The sequence below is a fragment of the Streptococcus sp. 11-4097 genome (genome assembly GCF_018215285.2).
GTDB lineage: Bacteria > Bacillota > Bacilli > Lactobacillales > Streptococcaceae > Streptococcus.
In genome coordinates this window covers 1,790,997-1,811,437 of the sequence record NZ_CP185262.1, presented here as the reverse complement: position 1 = coordinate 1,811,437, position 20,441 = coordinate 1,790,997, and the positions used below count along the sequence as shown (strand labels likewise).

General features: G+C 36.1%; 12 protein-coding genes and 1 pseudogene. All 13 read left to right on the top strand.

Annotation, left to right across the window (positions count from 1 at the left end):
- The 13 genes and pseudogenes from KB197_RS08900 (at position 1) to KB197_RS08840 (ending at position 20,354) form a co-directional block, all read left to right on the top strand.
- Positions 1–684 carry a tyrosine-protein kinase gene (locus KB197_RS08900; protein ID WP_212573599.1) on the top strand — a complete coding sequence of 228 codons (684 nt, stop codon included), beginning with the start codon at positions 1–3 and terminating at the stop codon, positions 682–684.
- Positions 685–822: 138 nt separating this feature from the next.
- Positions 823–1,416: a sugar transferase gene (locus KB197_RS08895; protein WP_082888152.1), complete on the top strand. Its 594-nt coding sequence runs from the start codon at positions 823–825 to the stop codon at positions 1,414–1,416.
- 210 nt (positions 1,417–1,626) lie between these two features.
- Entirely contained in the window at positions 1,627–2,421 is a 795-nt protein-coding gene (locus tag KB197_RS08890; RefSeq protein ID WP_064276701.1) for a DUF4422 domain-containing protein, read from the top strand.
- Positions 2,422–2,424: 3 nt separating this feature from the next.
- Positions 2,425–3,675, top strand: a complete 1,251-nt coding sequence (locus KB197_RS08885; protein WP_064276699.1) for an EpsG family protein — start codon at positions 2,425–2,427, stop codon at positions 3,673–3,675.
- A 9-nt stretch (positions 3,676–3,684) separates the two neighbouring features.
- A complete protein-coding gene (locus KB197_RS08880; protein ID WP_064276697.1) occupies positions 3,685–4,521 on the top strand; it encodes a LicD family protein in 837 nt (278 codons plus the stop codon).
- Between the two features lie 7 nt (positions 4,522–4,528).
- On the top strand, positions 4,529–5,614 hold the full coding sequence (locus KB197_RS08875) for a glycosyltransferase family 4 protein (protein ID WP_064276695.1): 1,086 nt from the start codon (positions 4,529–4,531) through the stop codon (positions 5,612–5,614).
- An 8-nt stretch (positions 5,615–5,622) separates the two neighbouring features.
- The gene (locus KB197_RS08870) at positions 5,623–6,627 is read left to right on the top strand and encodes a glycosyltransferase family 2 protein (RefSeq protein ID WP_064276693.1); all 1,005 of its coding nucleotides are present in this window, start codon (positions 5,623–5,625) and stop codon (positions 6,625–6,627) included.
- 1 nt (position 6,628) lies between these two features.
- Positions 6,629–7,582 carry a glycosyltransferase family 2 protein gene (locus KB197_RS08865; RefSeq protein WP_064276691.1) on the top strand — a complete coding sequence of 318 codons (954 nt, stop codon included), beginning with the start codon at positions 6,629–6,631 and terminating at the stop codon, positions 7,580–7,582.
- A gap of 153 nt (positions 7,583–7,735) precedes the next feature.
- Positions 7,736–9,148 carry a flippase gene (locus KB197_RS08860; protein ID WP_064276689.1) on the top strand — a complete coding sequence of 471 codons (1,413 nt, stop codon included), beginning with the start codon at positions 7,736–7,738 and terminating at the stop codon, positions 9,146–9,148.
- Positions 9,149–9,159: 11 nt separating this feature from the next.
- A complete protein-coding gene (gene glf / locus KB197_RS08855) occupies positions 9,160–10,257 on the top strand; it encodes a UDP-galactopyranose mutase (protein ID WP_064276687.1) in 1,098 nt (365 codons plus the stop codon).
- Between the two features lie 37 nt (positions 10,258–10,294).
- Complete coding sequence (locus KB197_RS08850) at positions 10,295–11,347, top strand: sugar transferase (RefSeq protein WP_064276685.1); 1,053 nt, start codon at positions 10,295–10,297, stop codon at positions 11,345–11,347.
- A 197-nt stretch (positions 11,348–11,544) separates the two neighbouring features.
- A pseudogene (locus KB197_RS08845) lies at positions 11,545–13,525 on the top strand (peptide ABC transporter substrate-binding protein).
- Between the two features lie 298 nt (positions 13,526–13,823).
- Positions 13,824–20,354 carry a SpGH101 family endo-alpha-N-acetylgalactosaminidase gene (locus KB197_RS08840; RefSeq protein WP_212573598.1) on the top strand — a complete coding sequence of 2,177 codons (6,531 nt, stop codon included), beginning with the start codon at positions 13,824–13,826 and terminating at the stop codon, positions 20,352–20,354.
- Positions 20,355–20,441: the final 87 nt, after the last annotated feature.

Genomic DNA, 20,441 nt, shown 5'->3' with positions numbered 1-20,441 from the left:
ATGCCGACATTAGAAATAGCACAGAAAAAATTAGATCTGGCCAAAAAAGCGGAAGAATACTATAATGCCTTGCGTACGAATATACAATTGAGTGGAAATAATTTACAAGTGATTTCTATCACCTCTGTGAAACCGGGTGAAGGAAAGTCAACGACTTCTACAAATATTGCTTGGGCCTTCGCACGTGCAGGTTATAAGACCTTGTTAGTAGATGCTGATATTCGGAATTCTGTCATGTCAGGTGTCTTCAAATCACGTGAAAAAATAACTGGATTGACAGAGTTTTTATCTGGAACAACAGATCTATCTCATGGTCTATGTGATACCAATGTTGAAAATCTATTTGTAGTTCAAGCTGGGTCTATTTCACCCAACCCAACTGCTTTATTGCAAAGTGAAAACTTCAGTACTATGATTGATACACTTCGCAAATATTTTGATTATATTATTGTTGATACAGCGCCTATTGGCATCGTTATCGACGCAGCTATTATCACACAAAAATGTGATGCATCTGTTTTAGTTACTGCGGCAGGAGAGGCTAACAGAAAAGATGTTCTCAAGGCTAAAGATCAATTGGAACAAACGAATAAGCCATTTTTGGGAGTTGTATTAAATAAATTCAATACTTCAGCTGAGAAATATGGTTTTTACGGTGAGTATGGTTCTTACGGTAAAAAATAAGGGATAGACTAAGGAAGTAGTTATGGAAGAGAAAGGGATAAAAATATCTCATAGAATTTAAACTGTTTTAGTTTACTACATGAGAGGGGATTTTAAGTGAAACGGAATAACGTTATCTATATTAGTTTTAAAAGGATTATGGATTTTATTATTGGATTTCTTGGAACTATATTTATAGTACTGCCTTCTTATCTAATTATTTTAATTATTTACAAAATAAAAGGATATAAGGGAAGTATCTTTTTTACACAATATAGAGCAGGTCTTGGAGGGAAAAAATTTAAAATTATTAAATTTAGATCAATGGTTGAAAATGCAGAGGAAATCTTGGAACTTAATGAAGAACTGTATGAAAAATATAAAAAAAATAGCTATAAATTACCTCCAGATGAGGATCCAAGGCTTACAAATATTGGTGATTTCATAAGAAAAACTAGTATTGATGAACTTCCTCAATTTATAAATTTATTGCTAGGTGATATGAGTCTTATTGGACCGAGGCCGATTCTTGATAATGAGTTAGACGAGTATACTGAGGAAGAACGTAGAATTTTATTATCTGTTCGTCCTGGTATCACTGGTATATGGCAAGTTTCAGGTAGAAGTGATGTGTTCTACCCTGAACGCTGTGAAATGGAATTGTATTATCCTAAAAATCAGTCATTTTGGTTGGATATTAAAATTATCTTTTTAACCATAAAACAAGTTTTAACTAGAGAAGGGGCACATTAAGTATAGGGTTTTTGCTATTATGGAATGTGATATTTAGAAAGTGAAATTGAGTACGAATAATATGACTTTGGTATTCGATTTCATTTTTAAAATTAGGAACAGTATTTATTAATTGTTAGTTTGATAATCTTTTTAATTGAAATATTAAATAGAATGTCAATATATGCAAATTACCTTCAATAAATGTAGGAAGTTTAACTGGATTTTAAAATGACAAAAAATTATAAAATTATCGTTGCAACACACAAGAAATTTACAATGCCAGATGATACTGAACTTTATTTACCTATTCATGTTGGTAGTGAAGGAAAAGAGAAATTAGGATACCAATGTGACAATGAAGGGGACAACATTTCGTGTTTGAATCCCTATTATTGTGAATTAACTGGACTTTATTGGGCATGGAAAAACTTAGAATGTGACTATCTTGGATTGGTACATTACCGTCGTTATTTCACATCTAAGAGTCAAGCTTATCGTGAAGAAATCAATATGGATAGCATTATTTTATCTAAATCAGAGGTCGAAAAAATGATGCTGGACTATGATGTTGTTGTTCCCTGTAAAAGAAAATACTATATTGAGACTCTCTATTCTCACTATGCACATACTCATGATGGAGGTCATTTAGATGTCACTCGCCAAATCATTAGTGAATTAAATCCTGATTATATTGATACATTTGATAAAGTGATGAAACAACGTAGTGGCTATATGTTTAACATGTTTATTATGTCAAAAGATAATGTAGCTGCATATTGTGAGTGGTTATTTCCAATTATTAATGAGTTATATAAACGGTTGGATATTACAGGTTATTCGGCTTTTGATGCGAGATTGTTTGGACGTGTAAGCGAACGCTTGTTTAATGTTTGGATTGCGAAACAAGATTTGCGAGTAAAAGAGATACCGTTTATCTATATGGAGAAAATTGACTTGATTCAAAAAGGAAAATCCTTCTTACAAGCAAAATTTTTCGGGAAAAAATATGGACAGAGTTTTTAGATCATGATTTTATTATTACTTACTTTTTTAATTTTTTTAGTCTTCCCAGTTTTATCTTTGTTTTTAAGCATGGTAGGAATAGTAAACGACAGAAGGTTTTCGGTAACTTATTTAGTACTTGCGTGTTTATCGATTTCTATAATAGCTTTGCGTTATATCCCTCATCCATTAGATGATGGAGCGTTTCATTTTAGAGCAACACAAGTACTAACTAATTTTGATAACATTATTTCAATGTTTCAAGCTTTTGCATCAGGATTTAGAGTTGGTAGATATGATTATGGTTCTGTTCCGGTATTTACTTCATTGATGTATTTTGTCAGAAATACTCATCATTATAGTTTGCTTAGTTTTATTTCAGCGTTTGTGACATATTTTAGCTTTGGTTATGTTGTTGTTGATTTGTTTAAGTCCTATAAAAACTACTCTAAGTTAACCTATATTCTGATTCTAATTACAGTTTGTTTGTTAAATAACTATAGATATACCACTAGTGGCATGAGATTTTGTATGGCAATTTCTCTGATAATGTTAATTATGTATTTGGAATCGAAATATAATTATACAAAGAATTGGATGATGCTATGGTACATAGTTCCAATAAGCATTCATTCGGCTGTTGTTTATTTTGTTGCTCTGAGATTCATTTTTTTCTACCTGAAAAAGATTACGCTAGGAAAGAGTTTACTTGTTTTATTGGGTTTTCCAATCATAATAAAATTAACACCAATATTTGCAGAATGGACGGGTATTAGTTTCTTTCAATCTTTTATTAGAAAAATTGATATTTACTCTGATAACGCATCGTATGCAGAGCTCTTTAATACTACTCTAACAGTGAGGTTATATATTGGTGTGGTTCTAATGATTTTATTTTTAATTCAATATTTTGTTTTGAGTAGAACTATTAAAGAGATTGATGATTGGAAAATATCTTTTGTCAAGATGACTTATTATTTAACATTATTATCAATGGGGTCTGTGCCGTTTCGAAATATATATGATAGGAATCTTTTTTTACTCTTGCCAATGATTGTAATTTCTTCATTCATATTGTTTACATATCGAGCGCAGTTGAAAATCTTATCGAATCGTAGCCTAGTTTATGGCCTAGAGCTTAGCTTGCTTAGTATATCGTTTATCACAGGTTTTTTCTATAATAAGAATTTCCCTTTTGATTTTATCGATTATAGTAAAACGGATCTTCTTTTAAAGAACATTTATCAGTTCTTTTCAGACTTGCCTTTTACTTAGGAGGAAAGTATGTCGGATATCAAAATCATTCAAGATAAGATTTTATCTATTTTGAAAGAGTTTATTAATATTTGCGAAGAAAATAACCTAACCTACTATGCTCTAGGGGGAACCTTGCTAGGAGCGGTACGTCATAAAGGTTTCATACCTTGGGATGATGACATCGATATTGGCATGCCAAGAGAAGATTATGAAAAATTTAAAAAAATAGCTTCAAATGTTTTGCCAGAAAACTACAAGTTTTTAAGCGAAGATACATTAAACTACAAAAAAGCTTTCTCTGTGATCCGAGATGATTCTACAAAAATTATCATGAATTATAGTAAAGAAGAATTGGTAGAAAGTTTGTGGATAGACATTTTTCCGTTGGATGGTATGCCATCTAATGTTTTAAAGAAAAAAATTCATTCTTTTAGGTACTTGTACGCTAGGATGATGGTTCAACTCTCGCAATTCAATAGTTTGGTGAATCAGAAAAAAGAAAATCGACCATTAATTGAGAAGATAATTATTGCTTTTGCGAACGTTGTTAATATTGAAAAGATTATTTCTTTTAACTGGGCACAGAAAAAATATTTACAAACGTTAAAAAAATATTCGTTTAAGGAAGCTTTTGCAGGAAATTATACAGGAGCATATAAACTTAGAGAAATCGTACCTTCAGATTATTTTGGAGATCCAGTATCATTAAAGTTTGAAGAGATTGATCTGAGTTGTCCTCGTAAGTATAAAGAATATTTAGTAGCAATTTATGGAGAGAATTATATGCAGTTACCTCCAGAAGATAAGCGAAACCAACATCACTATAAGATAATATCTCTTGGTGATAATGAAGAATGGGAGTAGTTGAAACATGAAAAAAATCGCTTTAGTGAAATGGATTTTGGATGACTCTGGTGGCGGTGAGCGAGTTGCTATATCGTTAGCAAACGAACTTACAAAAAAGTATGAAGTTCATTTGATTGGGATTACAACAAAGCAATCGGACTTATTCTTTAAAATCAATTCTCAGGTAAAATACTCCAACTTTTTTGACCATAGAGTACGCTTGTCTAAGAATATTTTAAAAATCTCAAAAATGTTAAAAAAATATTTTAGAGATAATGAGATAGAGGTAGCCTTTGGGATAGGGATATCCGCTAATGTATTTTTATCTTTTGCAGGAATAGGGACTCAAACTAAAGTAGTTTTGTGTGATCATACTAATTCAATTACGGATAATAGAGAATTTTCTCAAAAAGTCCAGAGATATGTTGGTGCTAAATTTGCAGACAAGATTATTACTCTCACACAAGAAGATTGTAGAAATTACATAAAAAAATATGGTATTTCTGAGGAAAAAATTGATTACATCTATAATTGGAAAGATGATGGTATTTCCAATGTAGCTTATAACGATGAGTCAGCGAAAATTGTAACAGTAGGTCGCTTCGATTATCAAAAAGGATATGATTATCTTGTTCAAGTCGCGAAAAAAGTGTTAGCTAAAAGGTCTGACTGGATTTGGGAAATCTACGGTTCCGGCGATCAAGATGAAGTAGACAAAATCAGAGATTTAATCAACGAAAATGGTTTACAGGAAAAGTTAGTCATAAAAGGACTTGAAAAAAATCAGGATTTGATTTATGGAGATAAAGGGATTTATGTCATGACTTCTCGTTACGAAGGTTTACCCTTGGTATTGTTAGAAGCTCAACAATACAATCTTCCTATAGTTAGCTTCAGTTGTCCGACAGGACCTAATGAAATTATCGAAGATGGAGTTAATGGCTATCTGGTTGAGTGTTATAATACGGACAAGTTGAGCGAAAAATTGCTTGAACTGATGGAAGATGAAGTTTTGAGACAGTCTTTCTCAGAACATGCAAAAGACAATTTGGATAAATTTAATAAAGATAAAATTCTCAAGCAGTGGCTTGAACTAATTGAGACGATTTAGGAGATAGGATGAAGGATTGTTTGTTAACAATTGTAATGCCCAGTTATAATATTCAGGACTACATTTCAAAAGGGCTGGAGTCTTTTCAACAAGTACACCCGGATTATAAAAATAAATTTGAAGTACTGGTTGTCAATGATGGAAGTACAGACGATACGGCTTTAGTAGCAGAAAAGATACTAGCCAAAGATTCGTTGCTAGATGGCCGTGTCATTACAAAAGAAAACGGCGGTCATGGTTCGACAATCAATCGCGGTATTCAAGAAGCAAAGGGGAAATTTTTTAAAGTGATTGATGGGGATGACTGGGTTATTCCATCAGAATTTGAAAAGTTTTTAGATACTCTTGAAACTGTTGATGTAGATATGGTGATTACAGATTTTACAGAGCAGCATGTCTATAACAATACTACGGTACGAAATGACTTCGTAGATAAGTATGAAATTGGCAAAAAACACAAGGGAATTCCGGACGTTCGCATCCCGATGCACTCGGTTACTTATAAGACATCAATCTTGTCGGAAAACAAGATTCGTTTAAGTGAAAAAACATTTTATGTTGATATTCAATACACACTCTTTCCTTTGGAGTATGTTCATAGTTTCAGTTATTGGAATTATGATATTTATCAATACTACATAGGTAGACCAGAGCAAAGTATGAATATCGAGAGTATGAAGCGGAATGTCGGTTATCATTTGACTGTTACAAATTCAGTTCTAGATTATTTTACAAAAATTGAAAGTGAACCCGTTTTAAACCGAGTAGTTTCTGAAACCTTAGTTTATCTCATCAGTTTGCAGGTTGACTTGTCTTGGATGGTTAACGATTCCGAAACACTCTTGAAGGAACTATATAGCAAAATTGAGAAAAGTTCATATGACTATATTCCTACGAAAAAATTTGACAGATTGTCTTACTTAAATTATAGGACTAACTTTGCTTTGGGGATAATTTTTAATCCGATTTTGAAGAAATACTCTGAAAAGAAAGAAAAAGAGAGAGGCATTTAGGATGTTTATCAGCATCGTTGTTCCGGTTTATAATGTTGCAGACTATCTGCATTATGCGATAGAAAGCTTAATTAAACAGACCTATCAAAACTTTGAGATAATCCTTGTAAATGATGGTTCTACAGATGGTTCTCCTCTATTATGCGAAGATTATGCAAAGCAATATGAAAATATCCATGTTTTCCACAAAGAAAATGGTGGGTTATCTGATGCGCGTAACTTTGGAGTATCTAAAGCGAGCTCAGACTGGATTTTCTTTTTAGATCCAGATGATTATCTTGAAGAATATACTCTAGAGTTAATCGTGAAAATTCAGGAAACACATCAAGCAGACTTGATTTCAACAAAGGTTAAAGCTACTTCAAAATATAATGATTATAGTTCCCATCATCTTAAGAAGTCAGATTATGAAAGCTTGAGTGTGATTACAAAAGAAAAGGCTCTACAACTAATGTTGGATGACAAAGTTGCAACGGTTTCTGCCTGTGCAAAACTTTATCGGAAATGCATCTTGGAGCGCGTTCCATTTCCAGTCGGGAAAATCTATGAGGATTTTTATGTTGTAGCAGAACATCTTGCCTTAGCTGAAAGAATCGTGATCAGTCCACTTGAAACCTACAATTACTATCGTAGGGAAGGGAGTATAGTTCGTTCAACATTTACTGAAAAAAGATATGATTTCTTTAAAGCTGTTGCAAAAAATGAGGAAGTTATTAAAAGAGAGTACATTCAGAGCCCAGAATTAAAGCAAGCTTTGCAAGCTAAAAAATTATTAGGTGGCTTTGTAGTAATTGGTGCAAAAGCTGACTCAGGCTTAAAAGATTTTTCAAAAGATAAAGTGTTGTTGAGAGTCGAAATGAGTGACTTATTAAAGAATAGTAAGTTATCATTGAAACTAAAACTAAAATACCTTATTTTTATGCTTAGCCCTGAATTGTATTTGTTGCTACGATAGTATGATACATAGATCCAATTTAATTTGCAACAAGTGTCAAAAAATTGTAGGAAAGAGGAAATATGAAAGAAGCGTTTAGAAGAATTGCCCATTATAAGTATGTTCGTTCACGATTTTCAATGTCACTGATTGATTATAATAGGGCAGGTTGAGATGAAAGTACTAAAAAACTACGCCTACAATCTATCTTACCAACTGTTGGTGATTTTACTCCCGATTATTACGACTCCCTATGTAACACGGGTCTTTTCTTCGGATGATTTAGGGACGTACGGATACTTTAATTCCATTGTCACCTACTTCATCCTCTTAGCGACGCTAGGAGTTGCTAACTATGGGACCAAGGTCATTTCAGGACATCGCAAGGAAATTGAAAAAAACTTTTGGGGGATCTACTCTCTGCAATTAGGTGCAACAGTTATTTCTATGTCCATGTATGCTCTTCTTTGTCTGACTCTTCCTGTTATGAAAAATCCAGTAGCCTACATTCTAGGCTTGAGTTTAGTTTCAAAAGGTTTAGACATTTCCTGGCTCTTTCAAGGGTTGGAAGATTTTCGAAAGATTACTGTTCGAAATATCACGGTCAAGATCGTTGGAGTCATTTCAATCTTCCTCTTTGTTAAATCTGCAAATGACCTATATCTCTATGTTTTTTTGCTAACCATATTTGAACTTTTGGGGCAACTAAGTATGTGGTTACCTGCTCAGGAGCTTATCGGTAAACTGCATTTTGACATAGAATATGCTAGGCATCATGTGAAGCCTGTCATATTATTGTTCCTTCCGCAAGTAGCAATTTCCTTGTATGTTACGCTTGATCGTACCATGCTCGGAGCATTAGCTTCTACAAAAGATGTAGGGATTTATGATCAGGCTCTAAAGTTGGTAAATATACTTCTGACCTTGGTAACTTCCTTGGGAAGCGTTATGTTACCACGCGTCGCTCATTTGTTAGTGACAGGTGATTATAAGGCAGTCAATAAGATGCATGAAATGTCCTTCCTCGTTTATAATTTAGTGATTTTCCCAATGATGGCAGGAATCTTGATTGTCAATGACGATTTTGTTCAGTTTTTCCTTGGTCAAGATTTTCAGGATGCACGTTATGCAATCGCCATTATGATCTTCCGTATGTTCTTTATCGGTTGGACCAATATCATGGGAATTCAGATGCTGATACCTCACAATCAAAATAAAGAATTCATGATTTCAACAACAGCTCCTGCCATTATCAGTGTAGGTTTGAATTTACTATTCCTTCCAAAACTTGGATATATCGGAGCAGCCATTGTTTCTGTATTGACAGAGGCGTTAGTATGGGCGATACAATTATACTTTACTAGCAGATACCTAAAAGAAGTTCCTATTATCGGATCTATGACAAAAATTGTTCTAGCATCAGCTATCATGTACGGTATACTGCTAGGTTCAAAAACAGTTATACATTTTTCACCAACTCTGAATGTTCTAGTCTTTGCAGTGCTTGGTGGAATCATTTATCTTTTTACAATTCTATCTTTGAAAGTGGTAGATGTAAAAGAACTAAAACAAATTATTAAGAAATAATGGAGTTAACTATGTACGATTATCTAATCGTTGGTGCTGGTTTGTCTGGAGCAATTTTTGCTTACGAAGCAACCAAGCGTGGAAAAAAAGTAAAAGTTATTGATAAACGTGACCACATTGGTGGGAATATCTACTGTGAGAATGTAGAAGGTGTTAATGTTCATAAGTATGGTGCACATATCTTTCATACTTCTAACAAGAAAGTCTGGGATTATGTTAATCAATTTGCTGAATTTAACAACTATATCAATTCGCCTGTAGCTAATTACAAGGGTAGCCTTTATAACCTACCTTTCAATATGAATACTTTCTATGCTATGTGGGGGACAAAAACTCCTCAAGAAGTTAAAGATAAGATTGCTGAGCAAACGGCTCATATGAAGGACGTTGAACCTAAAAACTTGGAAGAACAGGCTATCAAGTTGATTGGTCCAGATATTTATGAAAAGTTGATTAAAGGATATACTGAAAAGCAATGGGGACGTTCTACGACTGACCTTCCACCGTTTATCATTAAACGTCTACCAGTTCGTCTAACATTTGATAATAACTACTTCAATGACCGTTACCAAGGTATTCCAATCGGTGGCTATAACGTCATCATTGAAAACATGTTGGGCGATGTAGAAGTAGAGCTTGGGGTTGATTTCTTTGCAAATCGTGAAGAGCTGGAAAAATCAGCTAATAAAGTTGTCTTTACTGGAATGATTGATCAATACTTTGACTACAAACACGGGGAGTTAGAATACCGTAGTCTTCGTTTTGAGCATGAAGTTCTTGATGAGGAGAACTATCAAGGAAATGCAGTTGTTAACTACACAGAGCGAGAAATTCCTTATACTCGTATTATTGAGCATAAACATTTTGAGTACGGAACACAAGATAAAACGGTTATTACTCGTGAATACCCAGCTGATTGGAAACGTGGAGATGAGCCTTATTATCCGATCAATGATGAGAGAAACAATGCCATGTTTGCTAAATATCAAGAAGAAGCAGCACAAAATGATAAAGTAATTTTCTGCGGACGTTTGGCCGATTATAAATACTACGACATGCATGTAGTCATTGAACGTGCTCTTGAGGTTGTGGAGAAAGAGTTTAAATAAGATAATGAAGAATAAAATTGATCGATGAAATTGATCGATGAAATATTATTTAAAAGAAGAATTTTTGAAGGATTCTGGTGCACGAAATGCGGGAAATAAGGCTCGAAACGATGTTGAAGAAATAGTAGTTCGTGAGGGCTATAGTCCTTTATTATTGATGGTAGATGATTGGTATCAAATGGGGACTATTAAGGCTCAACGACACAAGGCTAAAGCCCTATCCAAGGCTATATCTAAGTTGAAGGAAGGGGATCAGCTACTGATTCAATTTCCTATGCTTCATCATAGTTTCTTTACGACTCATTTAGTCAAAAGAATCCAACGTAAAGGAGTGAAGGTTCACTTTATTATCCATGATTTAGAAGTTTTGCGCTATGCTAATTTGGATACAGTACCCTTGAAGCATAAGATTCGTGTTCATCTTCAAGAGTCTAGTCTTTTGAAACAAGCTGATGGTCTTATTGCTCATAATCCAGTTATGAAATCAGTGCTTGTTGATAAGGGGATTTCTGAGAAAAAAATAGTTAGTTTAGGCATTTTTGACTATCTGATCCCGAATTATCAGGATAAAGAAGATTTATCTAAGGAAGGGGCTATTATTGTAGCTGGAAATTTAGCCCAAGAAAAAGCAGGTTACTTATATGAGTTGCCTGCAAGACCGGCATATAACCTCTATGGTGTTGGTTTTGATGAGTCTAGAAAGCTATCAAATGCAACCTATTTTGGTTCATTTCTTCCAGATGAACTACCATCAGCATTAGAAGGAAGCTTTGGTTTGGTTTGGGATGGTGATAGTTCTAAAACTTGTAGCGGAGTATTTGGTGAGTATTTGAAATACAATAATTCCCACAAGGCTTCACTTTATTTGGCTTCTGGTTTTCCTATTATTGTCTGGGGGCAATCTGCTTTAGCTAATTTCGTCTTAGAAAAAGAGTGTGGAATTAGTGTTGAGAGTTTACTTGATTTAGAAGAAGTATTGGACAATTTGTCTCAAGAAGAGTATCAGGATTTGATCAAAAATGCTAAGTCCGTAGGTCAAAAAATTCGTGAAGGTTCTTATCTTCTTTCTGCATTACAAGCTTTAAATTAATGAATCTAAAAATTACACAAATAGATAGATGAGGGAGTTACTGGATTCCCTCTTTTCTTATAGTTAAAAATAGATAAAAAAATGAAATAACACCCCGTTTTTGTCAGAAAATAACAAATAAATATGAAAATTCAGAAAATATATTGACAATAGATTGCAAAGGGTCTATAATAGATAGAAAAACAAAGGAGAATATGATGAAAACAAGGAAAGTATTGGCTCTTGCGGGAGTCACTTTATTAGCAGCTGGCGTCTTATCGGCTTGTTCTGGAGGATCAGGCGCTAAAGGTGAGCAGACCTTTGCCTTTACCTACGAGACAGACCCAGATAATCTCAACTACTTAACGACTGGTAAGGCAGCGACTGCTGACATTACTAGTAATGTGATTGATGGATTATTGGAGAGTGATCGCTTTGGGAATTTGGTTCCCTCAATGGCAGAGGATTGGTCAGTTTCTAAAGATGGCTTGACTTATACTTATAAGATTCGTCAGGATGCCAAGTGGTACACATCTGAGGGAGAAGAGTATGCTCCTGTTAAGGCTCAGGACTTTGTGACAGGTCTTAAATATGCGACAGATAAGAAATCAGAAGCCCTATACTTGGTACAGGATTCAATCAAAGGTTTGGATGCATACGCTAAAGGGGAAAATAAAGATTTCTCTCAAGTTTGGGATTAAAGCTCTTGACGATCAAACAGTCCAATACACTTTGAACAAACCTGAAAGTTTTTGGAATTCTAAAACAACAATGGGTGTCTTAGCACCAGTCAATGAAGAGTTTTTGAACTCAAAAGGGGATGATTTTGCCAAAGCTACGGATCCAAGCAGTATCTTGTATAATGGTCCTTATTTGTTGAAATCCATTGTAACCAAATCTACTGTTGAATTTGCGAAGAATCCTAACTACTGGGATAAAGACAATGTCCATATTGACAAAGTTAAATTGTCATTCTGGGATGGTCAAGATACTAGTAAACCTGCAGAAAACTTTAAAGACGGTAGCCTTTCAGCAGCTCGTCTCTATCCAACAAGTGCAAGTTTCGCAGAACTTGAGAAAGAGATGAAGGACAATATTGTCTATACGCAACAGGACTCTACGACTTATGTAGTAGGAACAAACATTGACCGTCAGTCCTATAAATATACTTCTAAGACTAGTGAAGAACAAAAGACTTCAACTAAAAAGGCTCTCTTAAACAAGGATTTCCGTCAGGCTATTGCCTTTGGATTTGACCGTACAGCCTATGCTTCTCAGTTGAATGGACAAACTGGAGCAAGCAAAATCTTACGTAATATCTTTGTTCCACCAACATTTGTCCAAGCAGATGGAAAAAACTTTGGTGACATGGTCAAAGAAAAATTGGTGACTTATGGGGATGAATGGAAGGATGTGAACCTTGCTGATGCCCAAGATGGTCTCTATAATCCAGAGAAAGCCAAGGCAGAATTTGCTAAGGCTAAGACTACTCTTCAAGCAGAAGGAGTGCAATTTCCAATTCACCTAGATATGCCTGTTGACCAAACAGCAACTACAAAAGTTCAACGTGTCCAATCTATGAAACAATCCTTGGAAGCGACTTTAGGAACTGATAATGTCATTATTGATATTCAACAATTGCAAAAAGATGAAGTGCTTAATGTTACTTTATTTGCACAAACTGCTGCTGGTGAGGATTGGGATATTTCTGATAACGTTGGATGGGGACCAGACTTCTCAGACCCATCAACTTATCTTGATATCATCAAGCCTTCTGTAGGAGAAAATACGAGAACTTACCTAGGATTTGATTCAGGAAAAGACAATGAGGCGGCTAAGAAGGTTGGTCTCAATGATTATGATAAAATGGTCAATGAAGCGGGGGAAGAAACTACAGATGTTACAAAACGTTATGAAAAATATGCTGCTGCCCAAGCTTGGTTGACAGATAGTGCTTTGATCATACCAACAACTTCTAAAACTGGTCGTCCAATCTTGTCTAAGATGGTACCATTTACTTTACCTTTCTCTTTCTCAGGTAACAAGGGGACAAGCGATCCGCTTCGATACAAATACCTTGAACTTCAAGACAAGGCAGTTACTGCAGATGAATACCAAAAAGCTCAAGATAAATGGATGAAAGAAAAAGAAGAATCCAATAAAAAAGCGCAAGAAGAACTCGCAAAACATGTGAAATAGATTTTAATCATCTATAGAAACTGATTGATAAAGGGTTTGGCATTCGATAGGAATGCTAAATCCTTTTTATTATGTGACAATTTTCCCCTTAATTTCAGAGTATGGTTTTGTCAGAATTAAGAAAAAAAATTAGCAATTTTCCTAGCTTTTCTATTGCTTTATCTATTAAAAATTGTTATATTAAAAGTGTAATTATTTTTTATAAACGTTAAGCATTGCACTTTTCAGATAGAAAGGAGTATTTTTCGAGCAAGAAATGTAAACGCTTACGATGATTGATGAAAGGAATCAGGAGTTAATGGATAAACGATTTTTTGAAAAACGATGTACATACAGCATTCGTAAATTTGCACTAGGTGCTGCTTCAGTTATGATTGGGGCTAGTTTTTTTGCTACTGCTCCAGTATTGGCTAACACACCAACAGTTGGCTCAACAGATAATTTACCAAGTGAGCTAGCAGATTTGGATAAAAAAGCGAGCGATAATGGACGGGATTTCGATAAAGAGGCTGCAGCAGCAAATCCAGGTTCTGCTGAAACAACGGATGGACCAAAAACTGAAGAAGAGTTACTAGCTCTTGAAAAGGAAAACAAAGAAAATACTGACAAGTTGCCGAAAGAATTAGAAGGTAAAGTTGAAAAAGCTACTGATAATGGTAAAGAGGTAAATAAAGATCAATTAGCACAAGATACTGGTAGTCTAGTTCCTGAAGATGTTGCCAAAACAAAAAATGGAGAATTGAACTATGGCGCTACTGTTAAGATTAAGACTCCATCAGGAGAAGGTAGTGGTATTGTCATTGGTAAGGATCTTGTTTTGACTGTTTCTCACAACTTTATCAAGGATCAACAAGATGGAAATATTCGTAAGGTTGTGGACAATGACAAAGGGGATGGTGATATTTTTAGTATCTCTTACCCTGGTTTAGAAGATGTAAAATTTAGTAAAAAAGATGTGATTCACTGGGATCGAGATGGCTATCTAAAGGGTTATAAGAATGATTTGGCTCTTGTAAGATTGCGTACAGTTCTTGAAAATGCTCCTGTAGAAGTTACTGAAAAGCCAGTTGTTAAGAAAGTTGGGGATAAAGTCAATATGTTTGGCTATCCTGCTGGTAAGTTGGCACCAGTTATTAACACTGCTGTGGATTTTGCTGAATCTTATGGTGAAGGAGTCCAAGGAGTTGGTTATCAAGGTGGACAACCAGGTGCTAGCGGTGGCGGTATCTTTGACACGGATGGTAAATTGATTGGGGTTCATCAAAATGGTGTGGTTGGCGTTCGTAGTGGAGGAATCCTTTTCTCTCCAGCACAATTAAAATGGATCCAAGATCATATTAAGGGAATCTCTAGTTCAAAACCTGCGAATTTAGAGGAAACTGAAAAACCAGTTGAAGAAAAGCCAAAAGCAGATAAGCCGAAAGAAGAAAAACCAGTTGAAAACAAACCAGCTGAGAATAAACCAGCTGAAGCAGCAACGGGAGAAACTAGCGGCGCTACTGCCGAAGTGAAAAAAGAGTGGGACTCAGTAAGCCGTGTGAAAGGGAATGTTGAAGTCGTTGAAGAAGGCGGAGTACGCTACAACAAATTAACTTCAACAACAGCTAACGACAATGGAGCAAACGAAGCTTTATTTGAAAAAGCTGGATTACAGGCGGATGCGGAAGGAAATGTAAGCGTTGACTTAACGTTCAAGGCAAACACCCCTCCAGCTGAAACACGCTTTGGGGTATATCTAAAATATAAAGATAATGACAACAACATCTTTGTTGGGTATGACAAGGGCGGTTGGTTCTGGCAATACAAAGGACCAAATGTAAACACTTGGTATAGTAAGACTCGTGTAGAAGCACCAAATGTAGGTGAAGAAAACCACCTATCTATCGTTTACAAAAAAGACGGTCAATTAAATGCTACAAATAATGGACAAAATTTATTTAGCACAGAAGTCGTTCCAGAAGTTGTCAAGAACGCTTTAGCTGATGTGAATAAAGTTTACCTCAAAGCTGGTACTTACGGTACAGAATTATCTTCTGTATCGATCAAAGCGGATAACCAAGATAACATCAAACCTGAAGAAGAAGCTCCAGCTGTGGATGATGGGTTGCGTCGCAATGACCAAGATGTTCACTATGAAACTTTACAATCAGAACAATTAAAAGCGATTATCGACACAGCGTTTCCACGTGTTAAAGAATATGAATTAGATGGAAAAACGTTAACAGGTCAAGTTCAAAAATTAGATAAAATGTCAATCAACGGTGTATTAGTCACTCCAGAAGTTCAATACCGTAAGATTGATGACACTACTGCAGAATATGTAATGAAAGTAAGAAACGATGATGAATTCATCAACGCTGAAATCACTGTAAAATTACAATTAGTTGGCAACGAAATGCACTTCGATGTGACAAAAGTAGTGAACAAAAACAATGTCGAAATGGGTAAACCAGTCGACAATGTTCGCAAATTAATCCAAACTATTGAATTCCCAGGAAACACACTTGTTTCTGTTGGTTCTAACAAACAAGGTGCAAAATTCGACGGAGCTCAAATGTCTACAAACACACATAACCGTGGAGACTATCATTTAGACTTGAAAGAAGGCAAGATGAATGAATATACTTACGGCTTCATGTATGGATTTGTTTCTTCTAATGAATTAGCAGCATCTGTTTGGAGTAACTCTCAATTTACATACAGAGGAAATGACTTTGCACGTTTAACAACAGCGTTAGAACGTGTAGAAGGCGTAAACTATTTAGGTATCCAAAGCTCACCTTACTGGTACCAACGTGCTTATAAGAACTTAGTATTCCCAGAATACACATTAGAATTACCAAGTTCTAAAGTAGTCATCACAAAAGACTTAAACAAAGATAATGTTGTGGACTGGCAAGATGGTGCGATTGCATATCGTAATATCATGAACAATCCAAAAGGAGCAGAATCTGTTCCAGATTTAGTAGCGTATCGTATTGCGATGAACTTCGCATCTCAAGCGCAAAACCCATTCTTAATGACATTAGATGGTATTAAGAAGATTAACTTACACACGGATGGTTTAGGCCAATCAATCCTACTTAAAGGGTATGGTAGTGAAGGTCACGACTCAGGTCACTTAAACTATGCGGATATCGGTAAGAGAATCGGTGGCGTTGAAGACTTCAAGAAATTATTAGCAAGAGCAAAAGAATACGGAGCTAAAATCGGTATTCACGTCAATGCTTCTGAAACATATCCTGAATCTAAATACTTCAGCGAAGCGATTTTACGTAGAAACTCTGACGGAACATATATGTACGGTTGGAACTGGTTAGACCAAGGTATCAACATCGATGCAGAATATGACTTAGCTCATGGACGTTTGGATCGTTGGAAAGAGTTAAGAGAAAAACTAGGTGCTGACTTAGACTTCATCTATGTGGACGTTTGGGGTAACGGACAATCAGGAGATAACACTGCTTGGCCAACTCACGTACTTGCTAAAGAATTAAACTCTCAAGGATGGCGTATGGCTATTGAGTGGGGCTTCGGTGCGGAATATGACTCAACATTCCAACACTGGGCAGCTGACTTAACTTACGGTGGATATACATTGAAAGGTATTAACTCAAATATCACTCGATTCATCCGTAACCACCAAAAAGACTCATGGGTAGGTGACTATCCAAGCTACGGTGGTGCCGCTAACTATCCATTACTTGGTGGATATAACATGAAAGACTTCGAAGGATGGCAAGGTCGAAGCGACTACGAAGGATATATTCGTAACCTCTTCGAAAACAACATCATGACGAAGTTCTTCCAACACTACAAAGTTTCTAAATGGGTGAACGGTGACCCAGTTGCGATGAGCGACAACGGTCAAAACTACAAGTGGACTCCAGAGATGGAAGTACATTTAACAAATGACAATGGGGATGAAGTGAAGATTGTTCGTCAATCAAACGACCCTAACAGCCCAGACTACCGCAAACGTGTAACAACATTAAACGGTCGTGTGATCGAAAATGGTGGAAGCTACTTAGTACCATGGAACTGGGATGAAAATGGGAAAGCTTTAACAGGCGACAAAGAAAAGATGTACTTCTACACAACTGAAGGTGGAACAACTGAATGGACTCTTCCAGAAGATTGGACTGGAGATAAAGTATACCTTTATCGTTTAACAGACCAAGGTAAGAAAGATGTTGTAGAATTAACAGTTGGCGCAGACCGTAAGATTCAAATTACGGGAGAAGCGAACCAACCATATGTACTTTACAAAGCTCCTCAAGGCAAGAAGACAATGGTATGGAGTGAAGGTCTACACATCTATGACCAAGGTTTCAACAGCGGAACATTAGATCATTGGGAAAAAACTGGTGACAGCGCTCATGCTGAAATCGTGAAATCTCAAGGAGCTAACGAAATGTTACGTATTCAAGGAAACACTGAACGTGTGACATTGAAACAACGCTTAACAGATTTAAAACCAAATACAAGATATGCTGTTTATGTAGGCGTGGATAATCGAAGCGATGCACGTGCAGATATCACAATCCGTGTAGGCGACAAAGTAATTTCTAACTACACAAACAAATCAATTGCGAAGAACTATGTACAAGCACATGCGCATAACACACTTAAGAAGAACGCAACTGTGGATAATACAAGTTACTTCCAAAATATGTATGTATACTTCACAACAGGCGAAGATGTTTCTAATGTGACATTAGAACTTGGACGTGATGCAGATGCAGCAGCAACTTACTTCGATGAAATTCGTGTATTTGAAAACCAATCTGTAATGTATAACGAAAAACACGATACAGGAAATGGTAAATTCAAACAAGACTTTGAAGAAGTGCCTCAAGGTATCTTCCCATTCGTAGTCGGCGATGTTGAAGGTGTACAAGATAACCGTACTCACTTATCTGAAAAACACGAACCATATACTCAACGTGGATGGAATGGTAAGAAAGTCAACGATGTTATCGAAGGAAATTGGTCATTGAAGACGAACGGTTTAACAGGAAATGACAAACTCGTTTACCAAACAATTCCACAAAACTTCCGCTTCGAAGAAGGTAAGACTTATAAAGTAACCTTCGATTATGAAGCAGGTTCACATGGAGCATACTCATTCGTAATCGGTAATGGCGAAAATACTCGTCGTAGTAAATTAACGAAATACGATTTAGAAAACACTTGGGAAAATTCATCAACTCCTAAGAAAGTAAGTTTCTATGTAACAGGTGAAAAGGGTGGAAATACTTGGATTGGTATTTATTCAAATGCGCGTGGTGCAGATACTAAAGGAGATTCAAACAATAACGAAATCAACTTCAAAGGTTATAAAGACTTCATGTTAGATAACCTTGAAATTGAAGAAATCAAGTTAACAGGTAAGATGCTCATCGATGAAGCATACGAAAAGAATACTCCAGTCATAAATGGCAACTACAAACAAGATTCATTAAATGCTTATAAAGACGCTGTAGCAGCTTTATTAGAAGCGGACGATAATATTAGTGTGGATGATGCTAAAGCTCTTATAGAACGCGTTAACGAGGCTAAAGAAAAACTTGCTGTGAAACGTAGCGCTCCAGATTGGGACGATATCCATGATCTTGATGCTCCTTATGAAGAAGCAGATAATGTATGGTATGCATTTGATGGCAATACAAATACTTTATGGCATACACCTTATGGAGTGAATAGCTTAGGGAAACCGTTAACAGTAGAGTTCAATAATCCGATGGAATCAACTCGCTTTGAATATGTTCCTCGTCCTTCAGGTCCAAACGGACGTGTGATGAGCGGTAGCCTTACAGTGATTGATGAAAAAGGACAAGAACATAACTTTAGCTTTACTGGATGGGAAAATAATGCGAAAACAAAAGTGATTAACTTCGATGCTCCAATCAAAGTGAAGAAAGCAATCTTTACTGGTAACGAAACATACGGTGATCCTGGACATATTTCAGCAGCGGAGTTACGCTTCGTCCTTCCAATTGAAGATGATAAACCATTAGATGAAGCTGCATACAATGCTGAAGTAGAACGTGTTCGTAAGATTGATCGTCAAGATGCGAAAGAATACTTGGCAGCTGTTGAAGCGTACAAGAATGGTCTTGCAGAACATAACATATTAACTCCAAAAGGACTTGATAAATTGGTAGAAGGCTTGAAAGAGATTAAAGAAACTGAAGAGCCAGCTCCAAACCCAGAGCCAACTCCAGCTCCAACTCCAGAACCAGTTCCAAATCCAGAGCCAACCCCAGCTCCAAACCCAGAGCCAACCCCAGCTCCAAACCCAGAGCCAACCCCAGCTCCAACACCAACTCCAGAGCCAACCCCAACTCCAACTCCAGAACCAGTTCCAACTCCAGAGCCTGAAGTACTAACAAGTAAGGGAAATCAAGAACCACCAGTAGTTGAAATTCCTGAATTTACAGGTGGTGTTAATGCGGCAGAAGCAGCTGTCAATGAAGTTCCGGAATACAAAGGTGGAGCCAATGCGGTAGAAGCCTTAGTTCATGAATTACCAGAATACAAAGGTGGTGCGAATGCGGTAGAAGCTTTGGTAAACGAAAAGCCAGCCTACACAGGGCTATTGGCTACAGCAGGCGATCAAGCAGCACCAACTATTGAAAAACCTGAGTATCAGATTAGTCAATTGGGCCAAGGTAAACTTGCAGAATCTAAAACTTCAGTTTCAACAGAAGATAAGAAGAGATTGCCAGAAACGGGAGAAAGCCAATCTGATACAGCTATCTTCCTAGCTAGCATCAGTCTCGCCTTATCTGCTGCTGTCCTTGCGACAAAACGAAAAGAAAATTAAAGAAGACTGAATTTTAGAACTTACAGGAACTAGAATTCAGACAGAAATAACTTAGTTGGAGAGAACCTCTAGGTTCTCTCCATTTTC